A 14,400-nucleotide genomic window follows, 5' to 3' on the forward strand; every position below is an offset into this window, starting at 1 on the left:
GGTTATTCGTCGTCTGACTGGCGGCGTATCCACGCCAGTACATGTTCCGAGGGAACCCGCTGCATTCCGGGAGGTTGCCAGCCGGTGATCTCACCCTGGCCCAGCACCAACAGGCCGCCGGGAGCCAGATGCTCTGCCAGCCGGCTGACGATTTCCCGCCGGCGCCAGCGGCGGAAATAGATCAGCAGATTCTGGCAGAAGATAATATTCATCCCCTGCATGGGGGCCTGTTTCAGATCGAGCACATTGAGCCGGGTGAAACAGACACGTTCGCGAATTCCCTCTGTAATTTCTGCACTGTTACGGGCACCTGCCCGGAAGTACCGCTGCCGGAGACTGTCATCCATGCCGTTTAGGCGACGGGGGTTGAACAACCCCTTCTGCGCCTTCTCCAGAGCCGGCTTGCTGATGTCAGAACCGGTGATTCCGTACAGCGGCGGCAGCCCAAGCTGCTCCATACTCTCGTTCAGCAGGATAGCCAGGGTGTAGGCCTCCTCGCCGGTTGAGCAGCCTACGCTCCAGGCCTCCAGCGGGCGCTTGCGAAGCTGCTCCCGTGGCCGGGTCATGACGTAGTCGGACACCAGCCGGAAGGCATCCGGATCCCGGAAGAAACGGGTTTCCTGGACGGTGAGGCGGTCCACCAGAGTGGCCCATTCCACCACCGCTTCCGGTCCTGCCACGATCTTTTCGTAATACGCCTGGAAACTGCCGCATCCGATCTCGCGCATGCGGATACCGATGTTGGTTTCCAGGAAGGACTTGCGTTCAGGCGCCAGGGCCATGCCGGTCCGGTGCTCCAGCAATGTCTTCCACTGGTGAAACTGCGCCTCGTCCATATCCGGAAGCGGGCGCAGTGCCCAGTGTTCGGAGCCGGGTGACAGGTTGCGGGGTGTTTCTGACATAAACACTCATCGCCCCTGGCCAGGGTGGTCAGCTGACCACCGGTACGTTGCTGTCTTCCTCGCTGTCCATGGTATCGGCGGACTCTTCCTCCGGCAGGGTGAAGCCGGCAACGGAAGACCGCAGTTCGGAAGCCATCTCGGCCAGGTTACCGATAGACTGCGCGGTGGCATTGGTACCGGAGGACGTCTGGGAGGTGATTTCCTGGATGACGTTCATGGTGTTGGAGATGTGGGCCGCCGAGGACGCCTGCTGGCGTGCGGCGTTGGAGATGTTCTGGATCAGTTCCGCCAGACTCATGGATACGTTCTCGATTTCCTCCAGGGCAACACCGGCGTCCTGCGCCAGGCGTGCACCACGGACCACCTCGGCGGTGGTGTGTTCCATGGAGATAACCGCTTCGTTGGTATCCGACTGGATCGTTTTGACCAGTGCCTCGATCTGCTTGGTTGCCGCGGAGGAACGTTCCGCCAGGCGCTGAACCTCGTCGGCAACCACCGCGAAGCCCCGGCCTGCGTCACCGGCCATGGAGGCCTGGATGGCAGCGTTCAGGGACAGGATGTTGGTCTGGTCGGCGATGTCGTTGATCAGCGATACGATGTCGCCGATTTCCTGGGAAGACTCACCCAGACGCTTGATCCGTTTGGAGGTTTCCTGGATCTGCTCACGGATGTTATCCATGCCGCGGATGGTGTTCTGTACCACCTCGGCGCCTTTCTTGGCGATGGCAACCGAGCGCTCCGCAACCGCGGTGGATTCGGCGGCGTTGGAGGATACCTGGTCGATGGACACCGCCATCTCGTTCACCGCCGCGGAGGCGCCGGCGATTTCCTGGGCCTGGTGCTCGGAGGCGTCGGCCAGTTGCATGGCCGTGGACTGGGATTCCTGGGCGGCGGATGCAACCCGTACCGCCGTGCCCCGGATGGCCTGTACCAGGCCGCGCATCTGGTCGATGGCGTAGTTGATGGAGTCGGCGATGGCGCCGGTGAAGTCTTCGGTTACCGTGGCCTCGGTGGTCAGGTCACCATCGGCCAGGTCGGCCAGTTCGTCCAGCAGTCGCAGGATCGCGTTCTGGTTCTGCTCGTTCTGGGCCTGGGTAGTGGCCAGGCGCTCCTGGGCAGCACGGTAGAGAACCACACCGATGGCAACAACGGTGGCCACCATCAGGGCCAGGATCAGGTAGGCCAGCAGCGGGCTGATAATCCGGGCGCCTGCCTGGTTGGCAAAGTTGTTCGCCAGGGTGGAGATTTCCTGCAGCAGCAGCTGGGAGTTCTGGAAGATCTCGTTGGAGGCTTCACGGACCCGCTTGAGGTAGGGGGAGGCGTCCAGGATGGCGTCGATGTTCTGGGACACGAACTGGAACTGTTCCTGGATGGCTTCCAGGCCGTAACGGGCTTCCTCAATATCGATGCGGGAGATGTTCTGGGCCGGGTTGCCCTCGAGCTGACCCTGAAGGATACGACCGAATTCGGTAGCGTCACGACCAAAACGGTCGGCGGCCACGACCGCGTCCTCGTCACCGGACAGTACGCTGTTTACCGCCCGGGCAATACGTTCCGCCAGCAGTGACTGGCGCTGGGCCAGGGCCACCTGCTGGGCCGGGGCGCCATTGTCCAGCAGTACCGTGACGATGTCACGATAGTCCCGCTGCAGGTTGGGAATGGTGCTGTTGAGCCGGTTTGCCACTTCGTGCAGGGCGAGTACGTCGTCCTTGGTGTTCACGATACGGTCGGCGTTGTCGCGAACGGTATCCCAGTAAGGCTGGACTTCGCTCTTGGCGGCCAGGTTACTGGCCGGGAGGCCGGTTTCCGGATTACCTTCCAGGATGTAACCCCACAGCTCGGAGAACTCGTTGCGGCTGCCCTGGAGCCGGGCGAATGCTTCCGCGTTGCCGTCCGCGGCCTCGGTGGCGTTACTGGTGATCTCCTGGGACAGTACCCGCAGTTCACCGGAGTAGGCGATGTATTCCTGATCGTTCTGGCTGTCCTGGTTCACAATGAACAGCACCACAACGAGCAGCACGGTCAGTACGATCAGCGTTGCGATCAGGCCGGCAACAAGCTTGTTGGCGCCCTGTCCCATGCTGAATCTTCCGGCTTTGTTTTTCATCTTTGGCTCCCGGCCTCTTCTCTTATTGGCAATTAGGTTTCAGAGGGTAAGTCGGCCAGCGATGCCGGCACGGCCGTAAACATTACCACTGTGACACATCCAGAAAGCGCTCATCATCGATTAGCGCAAAAGTTGAGAACACGTTCCACGTTTCATCGTCACGGACGTAACCGCCCTGGACGAACGGCTGGACCGCCTCGTGAACCTCGCCAGGATGGGCCTGAAAGCTGTCCTCGGCGAAATACTGCATGCCCGCCACGTCATCGACTACCAGGCCGGTGAAAATATCGTCCTGCTCCACCACCAGAATGCGGCGGTCCCGGTTGCTGCGGGCGCCCCGTGGCAGACCGAAAAAATGGGCCAGGTCGATCAGGGGAAGCAGGCGGCCACGGACATTGGCCACACCCAGCATAAACGGACGGACCCCCGGTACATGGGTGTAGCGGGGGACGTGAAGGATTTCCACGACCTCGCCCATGGGGGCGACGTAGCGCTGGCCGGCCAGCATGAAGCCGATACCATTCCAGAGGGTAACGGCTTGCTGCTGTTCCGGCAGGCCGGCCGCCAGGGACCGGCTTCGCCGGGCAATATCCGTCAATACGGCAAAGGGTGCGGCCTGGGCAGACATGCTTACTCCATGGGACGGATCAGGAAACGAGGCTCTCGATAGTGCTGATCAGGTCACTTTCGTTGACCGGCTTGACCAGATACCCCTTGGCGCCCTGGCGTGTACCCCAGACGCGGTCGGTTTCCTGGTCCTTGGTGGTCACGATGACCACCGGGATGGAAGCGGTCTCAGGAGCACGGGTCAGTTGTCGGGTGGCCTGGAAGCCGTTCAGTCCGGGCATGACGACATCCATCAGGACCAGGTCCGGGTTCTCGGCCCGGGCCATGGCGACGCCGTCGGCGCCGTTGTCGGCCGTCAGAACTTCATGCTTGTGCTTCTCCAGGATGGTGGAGATCTTCTTGATTTCGGTGGGGGAGTCGTCAACGATCAGAATACGGGCCATGTTATCCTCAATGGTTCTCTTTACAGCATGGACTCACTGTTCCGCCTGGGGAACATACTGGCGAATTGTGTTAAGCAGCTCGTCCTTGCTGAAGGGTTTGGTCAGGTACTGGTCCGACCCGACAATGCGCCCTTTGGCTTTATCAAACAGCCCGTCCTTGCTCGACAGCATGATAACGGGCGTCTTGCGGAAGGCAGAATTATTCTTGATCAGGGCGCAGGTCTGATAACCATCCAGCCGCGGCATCATGATGTCCACGAAAATGATGTCGGGATGGGAATCGGCTATCTTGGCGAGCGCATCAAAGCCATCGGTCGCGGTGATTACTTCGCAGCCAACTTTTTTGAGCAGCGTCTCTGCGGTGCGACGGATAGTCTTGCTATCGTCGATCACCATGATTTTCAGGTTCTCGAAGTTGTCGTCCATTGTGCAACTGCCTTGCGCTCTGCGGGTGTCGGTATTCAGAGATTCGCTTTTTAACACACAAAGTGAAGGTGTGCTATCAAGCCGCTCTATTTATAGGTTATTCGTGACCTGCAACAAAGTTTTTGTTTGTGACGTATTGTACACGCGCACAGTTTGGGCCGCCGGCAGTGACGGTTTTCCGGCGCCAGGCAATGGCAGGTGCATTCCTGGGCCGGGTGCAATACCATTCACGGAACTTCCGAATAGGCCCTGACTGTGCCAGCGGCTTATTCTTGGGCTCCTGCTCAGCATAGCACTGTTTAACAAGTATGCTCTGTAGACGGGTTCCTGTTTTTCATCAATTGACCGGGGATATTCGATGACTCTGAGAATCGGCGTGGTGATGGATCCGATCCAGGATATCCATTTCAAGAAAGACACTTCTCTGGCCATGTTGTGGGCCGCACGGCAGCGGGGCTGGCAGATCGAGTACATGGAGCTGCCCGACCTCTATATGAAGGGCGGCCAGGCCCGGGCCAGTGTCCGGGAGCTGGACGTGCGCATGGACCCGGAGGACTGGTACACCTTCGGCCGTGAGGCGGATGTGGCCCTGGGCGACCTGGACGTCATTCTCATGCGCAAGGATCCGCCGGTGGACCGGGAATTCCTCATGGCTACCTACATCCTGGAAGCGGCGGAGCGCCAGGGTTGTCTGGTGGTCAACCCGACTCAGGCGTTGCGGGACTGCAACGAGAAGCTGTTCGCGACCCAGTTCGAGGACTGCACGCCACCGCTGATCGTAACCCGGTCCGCCGATCGCCTGCGGGGGTTCTACCACGAACACGGTGACGTCATCATGAAGCCCGTGGACGGCATGGGCGGCAAGTCGATCTTCCGCATCCGTGAGAACGACTTCAACCTGGGTGTTATCATCGAAACCCTGACCAATGACGGTCAGCACCAGTGCATGGCCCAGAAGTACATTCCCGAGATTACCGAGGGCGGCGACAAGCGCATCCTGCTGATCGACGGTGAGCCGGTACCCTACGCCCTGGCCCGCATCCCCTCCGTGGGCGAGAATCGTGGCAACCTGGCCGCCGGCGGGCGCGGTGAGGGCCGGGAGCTCACCGCCCGTGACCGGGAGATCTGTGCGCGGGTGGCGCCGGTGCTGAAGGAGAAAAACCTGATCTTTGTGGGTATTGATGTCATCGGCGACTACCTCACGGAGATCAACGTCACCAGCCCCACCTGCGTTCGGGAACTGGACCGGGCGTTCGGTATCGATATTGCGGGCCAGCTCATGGATGCCATCGAGCGTCGTCTGGGATAATGGGTTGTTTGTGACGACACCTGAATAGGAAACCCCCTGGAAGTGGCAGGAATGGCAGCACAGGTCACGGCGAATGATCGCCTGATGTTTACATTGTTCATGGCGCTCGCGGTGCATGCGGTGGTGCTGTTGGGGGTGACCTTTGCTCCCGAGGAGCCCGCCACAAGCGCCTCCACCATGGAAATCACCCTGTCCCGGTTCGAGGACCAGAAGGCGCCGGACGAGGCCGACTTCCTGGCCGCCAGCAACCAGCAGGGCAGCGGCGACGCGGAAGAGAAGCTGGAGCAGACCACCACCGAAATGGCGGAGGTCAACGCCCGTGAAGTGGAGCAGGTGCAGCCAGTGCCGCCGACGGTGACCGAGCATCAGCCCCGGGAAGAGCGTGAAGTGGTGCAGGCACAGGCCCGGTCCGAAACCGCCGAAGCCCGTGAGGAGGTGGAGGAGCCGCCGGAGGAAGATCTGCCGGTGGCCGAAAAGAAAAGCCTGATGGAGCGCAGCCTGGAGATCGCCAGCCTGGAGGCGCGGCTGGATGCCCAGCAGCAGGCCTACGCCCGCCGGCCCCGGGTCACCCGGGTGACCGCCGCATCCACCCTGCAATCGTCCAATGCCTGGTACGTGCGCAACTGGGTGGACAAGATCACCCGGGTAGGCAACAGCAACTACCCCCCGGAAGCGCGTACCCAGGGTATCTACGGCGACCTGCGTTTGCTGGTATCCTTGCGTAAGGATGGTACGGTCAAGGAAGTGAGCATTCTTGAATCTTCCGGCAGCTCGGTACTGGACGACGCCGCCATTCGCATTATTCGCCTGGCGGCGCCGTTTGCGCCGTTCCCGGATGAAATGCGGGAGAAAACCGATGAGCTTGAAATCATACGCACCTGGTCCTTCCAGCGCCGGGGGCTGACATCAGGATGAGCGGAGACACGCAGCCGACCCAGAACCTGAAGGGGCAGTTCCTGGTGGCGTCGCCCTGGCTTGGCGACCCCAACTTTCATGGCGGGATTGTCTATATCTGCGATCACGATGCCGATGGCACCTTTGGCCTGCTGATCAATCAGCCGCTGGACGTGTCCCTGGGAGAAATCCTGGAGCAACTGGACATGGATGGCGGCCACCTGGAAGAGCCGGTCTACGCCGGCGGCCCGGTCCAGCAGGAGCGGGGCTTCGTGCTGCACCCACAGGGTCGGGAATGGCAGAGCACGGTCACCATGAGCGATGGCCTCCAGGTGACCACCTCCCGGGATATCCTCCAGGCCATTGGCAACGACGTGGGCCCCGAGCGCTACCTGGTGGCCCTGGGCTACTCCGGCTGGAGCGCCGGCCAGTTGGAGGACGAGCTCGCCGGCAACGCCTGGCTCACCTGTCCGGCCAGTGAGGCCATCCTCTTCGACACCCCCTGGCAGGACCGCTACCGGTCCGTACTGGCCCGGATGGGTATTGAGCCGGGCCAGCTCGACCAGTCGGTGGGCCATGCCTGAGGCAGATTCCGGCACCGCGCGCCAGCGCCAGGTGCTGGCCTTTGATTTCGGCCTGCGTCGCATCGGTGTTGCCTGCGGTCAGGAACTGCTGGGCTCGGCCCGTCCGGTCACCATGATACCCGCCCGTGACGGCATCCCTGACTGGGACCGGATTGAATCCCTGATCGGGGAATGGCACCCGGACCTGGTGGTGGTTGGCCTGCCCCTGAACATGGATGGCACCGAAAGCGACATGTGTGCCCGTGCGCGGAAGTTCGGCAAACGCATCCATGGCCGCTTCCATGTACCGGTGGAGATGATGGATGAACGCCTGAGCAGCTTCGAGGCCAAGGAAGCGGTGCTGGCAGAGGGCGGCAGCAGCGATTTCGGTCGCCATGGCGTGGACGACCTGGCGGCGGTGCTGATCCTGGAGAGCTGGTTCAACCACCAGCGCACCCGACCTGAATAACTGATGTAGCGGAGGCTGACGCCACCATGACCGACATACCCGAGGTTCCGGCACTGCTCGACAGCCTGGAGCAGTCGTTGAGGGACACCCTGAGTGACAGGGGCATTGCCGACCCCCTGCTGGTAGGCATCCGTACCGGCGGCGTCTGGATTGCCCGGGAACTGCACCGGCGCCTGGGGCTGGATGAGCCTTTCGGCGAGCTGGACATTTCCTTCTACCGGGACGATTTCAGTCGAATTGGCCTCAACCCCCGGGTCACCCCTTCCCACTTGCCATTCGAAACCGAGGACCGGGACCTGGTGCTGGTGGATGATGTGGTGATGAGTGGCCGTACCATTCGCGCCGCCATGAACGAGCTGTTCGATTACGGGCGGCCCAGTTCCATTACCCTGGTGGCGCTGATTGACCTGGGTGGGCGCGACCTGCCCATCCAGCCGGATGTGGTGGCTCACCGCCTTGAGCTGCCATCGACTCAGAGAGTCAAGCTGGTGGGCCCGGCCCCCCTGAAGATTGAAGTGCGGGAGGTAAAGGCATGACCGTGGCGGCCCCGCTCAGTGCCCATGACCAGGCGTCCCGGAAACTGCAATTGACCGACGAGGGCCAGTTGCGGCACTTCATTACCCTGGATGGCCTCGACCAGGCCATGCTCACCGATATCCTCGACACCGCGGATTCGTTTATCGAGGTGGGGGAGCGCACTATCAAGAAGGTGCCCCTGCTGCGGGGTCGTACCGTGGTCAACCTGTTCTTCGAGTCCAGCACCCGCACCCGCAGTACCTTCGAGCTGGCCGCCAAGCGCCTGTCGGCGGACGTGCTCAACCTGGACATCAATACCTCCGCCACCTCCAAGGGGGAATCCCTGTCGGATACCCTGCTCAACCTGGAGGCCATGGCCAGCGACATGTTCGTGGTGCGTCACTCCCAGAGCGGGGCGCCCCACTTTATCGCCGAATCGGTGACCCCTGGCGTGGCTATCATCAATGCCGGCGATGGCCGCCATGCCCACCCCACCCAGGCCATGCTGGACATGCTCACCATCCGCCAGCACAAGCAGCGCTTTGAGGGTCTGAAAGTCGCCATCGTGGGGGATATCCTGCATTCCCGGGTGGCCCGCTCCCAGATCCGAGCCCTGCAGACCCTGGGCGCCCAAGAGGTGCGCCTGATTGCGCCGGGTACACTGCTGCCGGCGGACGTGGACAGCCTGGGTTGTACCGTGGAATACGATATGCGTCGTGGTATGGACGACCTGGATGTGGTGATCATGCTGCGATTGCAGAAAGAGCGGATGGAAGGCGCATTACTGCCCAGCGAGCGGGAATTCTACCGCCTCTACGGCCTGGATACTGAAAAGCTGGCGCTGGCCAAACCCGACTGCATCGTGATGCATCCGGGTCCCATCAACCGGGGCGTGGAAATTGAATCCGCGGTGGCGGACGGGCCCCAGTCGGTGATCCTCAACCAGGTGACCAACGGGATTGCTATCCGCATGGCGGTCATGTCCATGGCCATGAGTGGCCAGGTGGCGGATCGAACTGCCAGGGCCCGTCAGCAGGGAGGTGAGCAATGAGCGCCAGCCTGCGTATCGACAACGCCCGGCTGCCGGGTGAGGATGCCACCGTTAATCTGCTGGTGCGGGATGGGGTGATACAGTCCATGGGCTCTGGCCCCCTGGCTGAATCTGCCGACACGGTAATCGACGCCAGCGATCTGACCCTGTTGCCCGGCTTTGTGGACCTGTGCTGCAATCTTCGGGAGCCGGGTAACGGCCAGAAAGGCAATATCGCCTCCGAAACCCGGGCTGCCGCCCGGGGCGGTTTCACCAACGTGTGTGCGTCCCCGGATACCTCGCCGGTGAACGACTCCGGCGCGGTCACCAACCTGATCCGCGATGTGGCCCGGACCAAAGCGGCCATCCGCGTGTTGCCTGTGGGCGCTGCCACCCGGGGCCTGGCCGGCGAACTGCTCAGCGATATGGTGGGGCTCAGCAATGCCGGCTGCGTGGCCTTCAGCAATGGCAGCCAGGCCATGGCCAATGCCCGCATCCTGCGCCGTTGCATGGCCTATGCCCGCACCTTCGACCTGACCCTGATGCTTCAGCCGGTTAATCAGGCCCTGGCCGCAGACGGCTACGCCCACGACGGCAAGGTGGCGGCCCGCCTCGGCTTGCTGGGTGTGCCGGAAGTGGCGGAAACCGCCGCCGTGATGGAAATGCTGCTGCTGGCGGAGGAAACCGGCGTGCGTCTGCACCTGGGCCAACTGTCCTGTGCCCGCAGTGTGGACATGGTGGCCGACGCCAGGAATCGTGGCGTGGCGGTCACCGCCGATGTGGCCATGCACCAGTTGCTGTTTACCGAAGAGGCCCTGTCCGGCTTTGACAGCCGCTACCATGTGGTGCCGCCCCTGCGCACAGAGGCTGACCGCAAGGCCCTGCTGCAGGGCGTGGAAGACGGCGTCATCGACGCCATCGTCAGCCAGCACCAGCCCCACGATTCGGCCGCCAAGCAGGCGCCCCTCGGGGTGAGCGAGCCGGGACTGTCCACCGTGGAGAGCGTGTTTTCCATGGGGCTATCGCTGGTGGAGCGGAAAGAGTTGTCGTTGGCGGCCCTGGTGCGAGCCCTCACTGATGGTCCCGCCAGTGTCATTGGCGTTACCGGCGGATTGGAACAGGGCGGCGAAGCCAGTTTCAGCCTATGGGATCTCGTTGGTCAGTGGCAGGCGACTCCGGACAGTATTCTGTCCCGTGGACTGCATGCGCCGGTATCGGGGCAGGCCCTGACAGGTGTTGCGCACTGGACCGTATGTGAAGGGCAGGTGGCCTACAGGCTGGGATAACGTTGCGTGAGGCCTTGGGCCCGCAGGTATAAAAAAAGCGCCGTGCCTTGAGGCAGGGCGCTTTTTTCGTTCAGCCGGTTGCGTTTACAGCTTCGGGCCGGCTGCCACGATGGCGTCGGAGACGTCGAACTTCTTGAAGTTTTCCACGAACTGACCGATCAGTTCTTTCGCCTTGGCGTCGTAGTCTTCGGTGCTGGCCCAGGTGTTGCGGGGGTTCAGCAGGTTGCTGTCGACGCCGGGAACCGCCTTGGGCACGTCCAGGTTCAGGGTGGGCAGGTGCTCGGTTTCCGCGTTGTCCAGGTCGCCGTTCTGGATGGCGCTGATGATGCCCCGGGTGGTGGGGATGCTGAAGCGCTCACCCACGCCGTAGGGGCCGCCGGTCCAGCCGGTGTTGACCAGGAACACCTTGCTGCCGAAGGCTTCCATCCGCTTCATCAGTAGCTCGGCGTAAACGCCGGCCGGGCGCGGGAAGAACGGGGCGCCGAAGCAGGTGGAGAAGGTGGACTTCAGCTTGGAGGAGGACCCCATCTCGGTGGAGCCCACCAGCGCGGTGTAACCGCTCAGGAAGTGGTAGGCCGCGGCTTCCTTGCTGAGGATGGACACGGGCGGCAGTACGCCGGTCATGTCGCAGGTCAGGAAGACAATGTGGGACGGCTCACCGGCACGGTTCTCCTCGACGCGCTTCTCGACGTGCTCCAGCGGGTAGGCGCAACGGGAGTTTTCGGTTAGGGAGACATCGGTGTAGTCCGGCTCGCGGGTGTCCGGGTCGATGACCACGTTCTCCACGATGGCGCCGAAGCGGATGGCGTCCCAGATAATCGGCTCGTTCTTTTTGCTCAGGTCGATGCACTTGGCGTAGCAGCCACCCTCGATGTTGAACACGGTGCCGGTGCCCCAGCCGTGCTCGTCGTCACCAATCAGGTAACGGTCCGGGTCGGCGGACAGGGTGGTCTTGCCGGTGCCGGACAGGCCGAAGAACAGGCAGGTGTCGCCGTCATCGCCCACGTTGGCGGAGCAGTGCATGGGCAGCACGTCCTTCTCCGGCAGCAGGAAGTTCTGCACCGAGAACATGGCCTTCTTCATTTCGCCGGCGTAGTGCATACCGGCCAGCAGCACCTTGCGCTCGGCGAAGTTGATCATCACGCAGCCATCGCTGTTGGTGCCGTCCCGGTCCGGGTCGCACTCGAAATTGGCGGCGTTGAGGATCTGCCACTCGTCCTTGCCAGAGGGGTTGTAGCTGTCCGGGCGGATGAACAGGTTGCGGCCGAACAGGTTCTGCCAGGCGGTTTCCGTGCGCATCTGCACCGGCAGGTAGTGTGCCGGGTCCGAGCCTACGTGCACGTGGGAGAGGAAGTGCTCCTTGGCGGACAGGTAACTTTCCACGCGGTCCCACAGTGCATTGAATTTGTCCGGGTCAAAGGGCCGGTTGATCGGTCCCCAGTGGACGGAGTTCTCCGTACCGGGTTCCTGAACAATGAACCGGTCCATCGGTGAACGGCCGGTGCGCTTGCCGGTCTTGACGACCAGCGAACCGTTGGCGGCCAGTTGACCTTCTTGTCTTTCCAGTGCCAGCTCGACCAATCGCGCTGAGCTCAGATCAGTATAGGTTGTGCTCACTTCGACCTCGCCCTCAAGGTGTCTTTGGACTGTTCGGCCCACGTGCCCCCGGAACAGCAGCGGGTTGGCGGAATTATGAACAGTCGGGTCAATTCAGGCGCGCTATTATGCCAGAGGCGGCCCTAAAAAACGACAGCCCGAGAGCCCCTATTACAGCTGGCGGGCGGGCTGAAGTTCCGTTTTGCCTGAACGCTCTGATAATGCCGCTTCAGTGCAACGTATGGCCGGAGAACAACTGGTCGATATCGATGCGCTGGAACTGGTAGTGGGCATGGCAGAACTGACAGTCCATCTCGATGCTACCCTGTTCTTCCAGAATGTTGTAGCACTCATCTCTGCCCAGGGACTGCAGGGCCGCCAGGGTGCGCTCACGGCTACAGGTACAGCGGAAGGCCACGGGTTCCCGGTCGAACAGGCGCACTTCCTCTTCGTGGAACAGGCGGTGCAGGACGGTTTCACTGTCCAGGCCCAGCAGTTCGTCGGCGCTGATGGTAGCGGCCAGGTGGGCCACCCGCTCCCAGAGTTCGTTGTCTTCCTCGGTGGCGCCAGGCAGGCGCTGCAGCAGCAGGCCGGCGCATTGCTCGCCGTCGGCGAACAGAAACAGGCGGGTGGCAAGCTGCTCCGAGCGTTCGAAGTATTCCTCCAGCGCGCCGGCCAGGGTGTCCGACTCCCGTGGAACCACGCCCTGGTAACGCTGGCCCTGTTCCGGGGTGATGGTGATGGCCATACGGCCCTGGCCCAGCAGTTCATTGAGGTTGTCGCCGCGGGGGCCGTCGGCATCCTCGAAACGTGCGATGCCGCGGATATGACGGTCGTGGCTGCATTCCGCCAGCAGGGTGGTCACTGGGCCGTCACCATTGGCCTGCAGTGACAGGGTGCCGTGGAACTTGAGGGTGCTGCTCATGAGTACGCTGGCTGCCAGTGATTCCCCTAGCAGCCGGGTGACCGGGGTCGGGTAGCGGGTCTGGGCAAGGATCTCGCCGTAACTGTCGGTCAGGTGCACCCAGGCGCCCCGGATCTGGCTGTGTTCGAAGAGGAACTTGCGGAACTGGTCTTTGGCTTGCATTGGAAATCCTGTATCAATACGGGCGGGGTGCCGTTGGCTCACTAGAGCCCCTGCTGCTCGCGGAATTTCTGCAGGTCGCGGCGGTCCTTCTTGGTGGGCCGACGGGCCGGGGGCAGTTGCGCCGCCTGCATGGTCTTGCGTTGCCAGGACAACTCCTCCCGCCGACGGGCGCTGTCCTCGGTCTCGTGGTACAGGGTCTGGGCCTCGGGGGCGCCGCGCCGTTTATCCGAGATGCCGTCAATGATCACGATCTTTTCCTGCCAGCCCTGACGCAGTTTCACCATGGCCCCGGTTTCCACGGTCTTGCCGGGTTTGCAGCGCTGGTCGTTGTAGTGGACCTTGCCGCCCTCGATGGCTTCCTTGGCCAGGGTGCGGGTCTTGTAGAAGCGCGCGGCCCACAGCCACTTGTCGAGGCGAACCTGGGACTTGCCGGTGTCCTGGCTTTTTGAGCTCATGATCCTCCGCAGGCAATGAGGGATTCCAGCCCTATTATAACGGTCCTGTTTCCGGGATGGCAGGGGCATTCACCCGCAGTGTCGGCAGCACCTCGGCAAAGTGCGCCACGGCGGGAATGTCCGGGTGAGGTGCCCGGTCAGGCTGCTGGCTGTCCGGCGACAGGATGGTCAGACACTGGCCGATGCCGGCGCGGTGGGCGCTCTCCAGCACCGGGATGCTGTCGTCCACCATGATGGCCCGCTCCCGGTCGTGGGGCAGCCGGTTCAGGAGGCTGTCCCAGAAGGCCTGGTCTTCCTTGGCAGCGCCGAGATCGTGGCTGGAGATGACGTCGTCCACCAACCGGTCCAGCCCGGTGCGGTCCAGTTTCAGGCGCAGCGGATCCGGATGGCAGTTGGTGAGGATGACCGGCTTGAGGCGGTTCTCGCGCAGTGCCAGGAGGAATTCCCGGACCTGGGGCCGGTAGGCAATTCGGTCGCCCACCTCGGCCTTGAGGGCGGTGATGTCCAGTTCCAGCCGGTCGCTCCAGTAATCGGTGCAGTACCAGTTGAGGGTGCCCCGCTCGGCCATGATCATGGGAACCACCAGGTCGCGGGCCTGGTCAGCGGTCATCCGGTGTTTTTCCGCGTATCGGCGGGGCAGGTGCTCCAGCCAGAAGTGGTTGTCGAAGTGCAGGTCCAGGAGCGTTCCGTCCATATCCAGGAACACATGGTCTGCGCGGGACCAGTCAATCATAGTGCCACTGCCATCTG

16 protein-coding genes are annotated in these 14,400 nt (G+C 62.4%); 7 read left to right on the forward strand and 9 right to left on the reverse strand.

Annotated elements, in window-relative coordinates; translation table 11 throughout:
- Nucleotides 1–2: 2 nt before the first annotated feature.
- From ACJO2E_RS16585 to pilG, 5 genes are all read right to left on the reverse strand, one after another.
- On the reverse strand, nt 3–902 hold the full coding sequence (locus ACJO2E_RS16585; RefSeq protein WP_406965308.1) for a CheR family methyltransferase: 900 nt from the start codon (nt 900–902) through the stop codon (nt 3–5).
- 28 nt (nt 903–930) lie between these two features.
- Nucleotides 931–3,009 (reverse strand): methyl-accepting chemotaxis protein, encoded by a 2,079-nt coding sequence (locus ACJO2E_RS16590; RefSeq protein WP_406965310.1) that lies wholly within the window; start codon nt 3,007–3,009, stop codon nt 931–933.
- An 82-nt stretch (nt 3,010–3,091) separates the two neighbouring features.
- On the reverse strand, nt 3,092–3,637 hold the full coding sequence (locus ACJO2E_RS16595; RefSeq protein ID WP_406965311.1) for a chemotaxis protein CheW: 546 nt from the start codon (nt 3,635–3,637) through the stop codon (nt 3,092–3,094).
- A gap of 19 nt (nt 3,638–3,656) precedes the next feature.
- Entirely contained in the window at nt 3,657–4,019 is a 363-nt protein-coding gene (pilH, locus tag ACJO2E_RS16600) for a twitching motility response regulator PilH (protein WP_406965313.1), read from the reverse strand.
- Between the two features lie 33 nt (nt 4,020–4,052).
- Nucleotides 4,053–4,445: a twitching motility response regulator PilG gene (gene pilG, locus ACJO2E_RS16605; RefSeq protein ID WP_091852009.1), complete on the reverse strand. Its 393-nt coding sequence runs from the start codon at nt 4,443–4,445 to the stop codon at nt 4,053–4,055.
- A 358-nt stretch (nt 4,446–4,803) separates the two neighbouring features.
- Here pilG and gshB point away from each other — a divergent pair, with 358 nt between their 5' ends.
- Genes gshB through ACJO2E_RS16640 form a run of 7 tightly spaced genes read left to right on the forward strand, consistent with a single transcriptional unit; the run spans nt 4,804 to nt 10,512 of the window.
- Nucleotides 4,804–5,754 carry a glutathione synthase gene (gene gshB / locus ACJO2E_RS16610; protein ID WP_406965315.1) on the forward strand — a complete coding sequence of 317 codons (951 nt, stop codon included), beginning with the start codon at nt 4,804–4,806 and terminating at the stop codon, nt 5,752–5,754.
- A gap of 51 nt (nt 5,755–5,805) precedes the next feature.
- Nucleotides 5,806–6,669 (forward strand): energy transducer TonB, encoded by an 864-nt coding sequence (locus ACJO2E_RS16615; protein ID WP_406965316.1) that lies wholly within the window; start codon nt 5,806–5,808, stop codon nt 6,667–6,669.
- The gene (locus ACJO2E_RS16620) at nt 6,666–7,232 is read left to right on the forward strand and encodes a YqgE/AlgH family protein (protein WP_406965317.1); all 567 of its coding nucleotides are present in this window, start codon (nt 6,666–6,668) and stop codon (nt 7,230–7,232) included. The genes ACJO2E_RS16615 and ACJO2E_RS16620 overlap by 4 nt, the downstream gene beginning before the upstream one ends.
- Nucleotides 7,225–7,680 carry a Holliday junction resolvase RuvX gene (ruvX, locus tag ACJO2E_RS16625; RefSeq protein ID WP_406965318.1) on the forward strand — a complete coding sequence of 152 codons (456 nt, stop codon included), beginning with the start codon at nt 7,225–7,227 and terminating at the stop codon, nt 7,678–7,680. Before ACJO2E_RS16620 ends, ruvX begins: the two co-directional genes overlap by 8 nt.
- 26 nt (nt 7,681–7,706) lie before the next feature.
- Nucleotides 7,707–8,216, forward strand: coding sequence for a bifunctional pyr operon transcriptional regulator/uracil phosphoribosyltransferase PyrR (gene pyrR / locus ACJO2E_RS16630; RefSeq protein ID WP_406965319.1), 510 nt, complete (start codon nt 7,707–7,709; stop codon nt 8,214–8,216).
- Nucleotides 8,213–9,247: an aspartate carbamoyltransferase catalytic subunit gene (locus ACJO2E_RS16635; protein WP_406965321.1), complete on the forward strand. Its 1,035-nt coding sequence runs from the start codon at nt 8,213–8,215 to the stop codon at nt 9,245–9,247. The genes pyrR and ACJO2E_RS16635 overlap by 4 nt, the downstream gene beginning before the upstream one ends.
- On the forward strand, nt 9,244–10,512 hold the full coding sequence (locus ACJO2E_RS16640; RefSeq protein ID WP_406965323.1) for a dihydroorotase: 1,269 nt from the start codon (nt 9,244–9,246) through the stop codon (nt 10,510–10,512). The genes ACJO2E_RS16635 and ACJO2E_RS16640 overlap by 4 nt, the downstream gene beginning before the upstream one ends.
- 84 nt (nt 10,513–10,596) lie before the next feature.
- Here the strand turns inward: ACJO2E_RS16640 and ACJO2E_RS16645 are convergent, their stop codons facing one another.
- The 4 genes from ACJO2E_RS16645 to yrfG all read right to left on the reverse strand — a co-directional run bounded on the left by ACJO2E_RS16645 (nt 10,597) and on the right by yrfG (nt 14,383).
- Complete coding sequence (locus ACJO2E_RS16645; protein ID WP_406965324.1) at nt 10,597–12,171, reverse strand: phosphoenolpyruvate carboxykinase; 1,575 nt, start codon at nt 12,169–12,171, stop codon at nt 10,597–10,599.
- A 166-nt stretch (nt 12,172–12,337) separates the two neighbouring features.
- Nucleotides 12,338–13,195: an Hsp33 family molecular chaperone HslO gene (gene hslO, locus ACJO2E_RS16650; RefSeq protein WP_406965326.1), complete on the reverse strand. Its 858-nt coding sequence runs from the start codon at nt 13,193–13,195 to the stop codon at nt 12,338–12,340.
- 41 nt (nt 13,196–13,236) lie between these two features.
- Nucleotides 13,237–13,650, reverse strand: coding sequence for a ribosome-associated heat shock protein Hsp15 (gene hslR, locus ACJO2E_RS16655; protein ID WP_406965327.1), 414 nt, complete (start codon nt 13,648–13,650; stop codon nt 13,237–13,239).
- Between the two features lie 34 nt (nt 13,651–13,684).
- Nucleotides 13,685–14,383: a GMP/IMP nucleotidase gene (yrfG, locus tag ACJO2E_RS16660; protein ID WP_406965328.1), complete on the reverse strand. Its 699-nt coding sequence runs from the start codon at nt 14,381–14,383 to the stop codon at nt 13,685–13,687.
- Nucleotides 14,384–14,400 lie beyond the last annotated feature (17 nt).

This window comes from Marinobacter shunpengi (genome assembly GCF_045449695.1).
GTDB lineage: Bacteria > Pseudomonadota > Gammaproteobacteria > Pseudomonadales > Oleiphilaceae > Marinobacter.

Excerpts from the sequence above, each read along its gene's own strand:
- ACJO2E_RS16620 (WP_406965317.1), top strand. The coding sequence starts at position 6,666 with ATGAGCGGAGACACGCAGCCGACCCAGAACCTGAAGGGGCAGTTCCTG.
- ACJO2E_RS16585 (WP_406965308.1), bottom strand. The coding sequence starts at position 902 with ATGTCAGAAACACCCCGCAACCTGTCACCCGGCTCCGAACACTGGGCA.
- ACJO2E_RS16590 (WP_406965310.1), bottom strand. The coding sequence starts at position 3,009 with ATGAAAAACAAAGCCGGAAGATTCAGCATGGGACAGGGCGCCAACAAG.
- yrfG (WP_406965328.1), bottom strand. The coding sequence starts at position 14,383 with ATGATTGACTGGTCCCGCGCAGACCATGTGTTCCTGGATATGGACGGA.
- pilG (WP_091852009.1), bottom strand. The coding sequence starts at position 4,445 with ATGGACGACAACTTCGAGAACCTGAAAATCATGGTGATCGACGATAGC.
- ACJO2E_RS16635 (WP_406965321.1), top strand. The coding sequence starts at position 8,213 with ATGACCGTGGCGGCCCCGCTCAGTGCCCATGACCAGGCGTCCCGGAAA.
- ACJO2E_RS16640 (WP_406965323.1), top strand. The coding sequence starts at position 9,244 with ATGAGCGCCAGCCTGCGTATCGACAACGCCCGGCTGCCGGGTGAGGAT.
- ACJO2E_RS16595 (WP_406965311.1), bottom strand. The coding sequence starts at position 3,637 with ATGTCTGCCCAGGCCGCACCCTTTGCCGTATTGACGGATATTGCCCGG.
- ACJO2E_RS16615 (WP_406965316.1), top strand. The coding sequence starts at position 5,806 with ATGGCAGCACAGGTCACGGCGAATGATCGCCTGATGTTTACATTGTTC.
- pilH (WP_406965313.1), bottom strand. The coding sequence starts at position 4,019 with ATGGCCCGTATTCTGATCGTTGACGACTCCCCCACCGAAATCAAGAAG.
- hslO (WP_406965326.1), bottom strand. The coding sequence starts at position 13,195 with ATGCAAGCCAAAGACCAGTTCCGCAAGTTCCTCTTCGAACACAGCCAG.
- hslR (WP_406965327.1), bottom strand. The coding sequence starts at position 13,650 with ATGAGCTCAAAAAGCCAGGACACCGGCAAGTCCCAGGTTCGCCTCGAC.
- ruvX (WP_406965318.1), top strand. The coding sequence starts at position 7,225 with ATGCCTGAGGCAGATTCCGGCACCGCGCGCCAGCGCCAGGTGCTGGCC.
- pyrR (WP_406965319.1), top strand. The coding sequence starts at position 7,707 with ATGACCGACATACCCGAGGTTCCGGCACTGCTCGACAGCCTGGAGCAG.
- gshB (WP_406965315.1), top strand. The coding sequence starts at position 4,804 with ATGACTCTGAGAATCGGCGTGGTGATGGATCCGATCCAGGATATCCAT.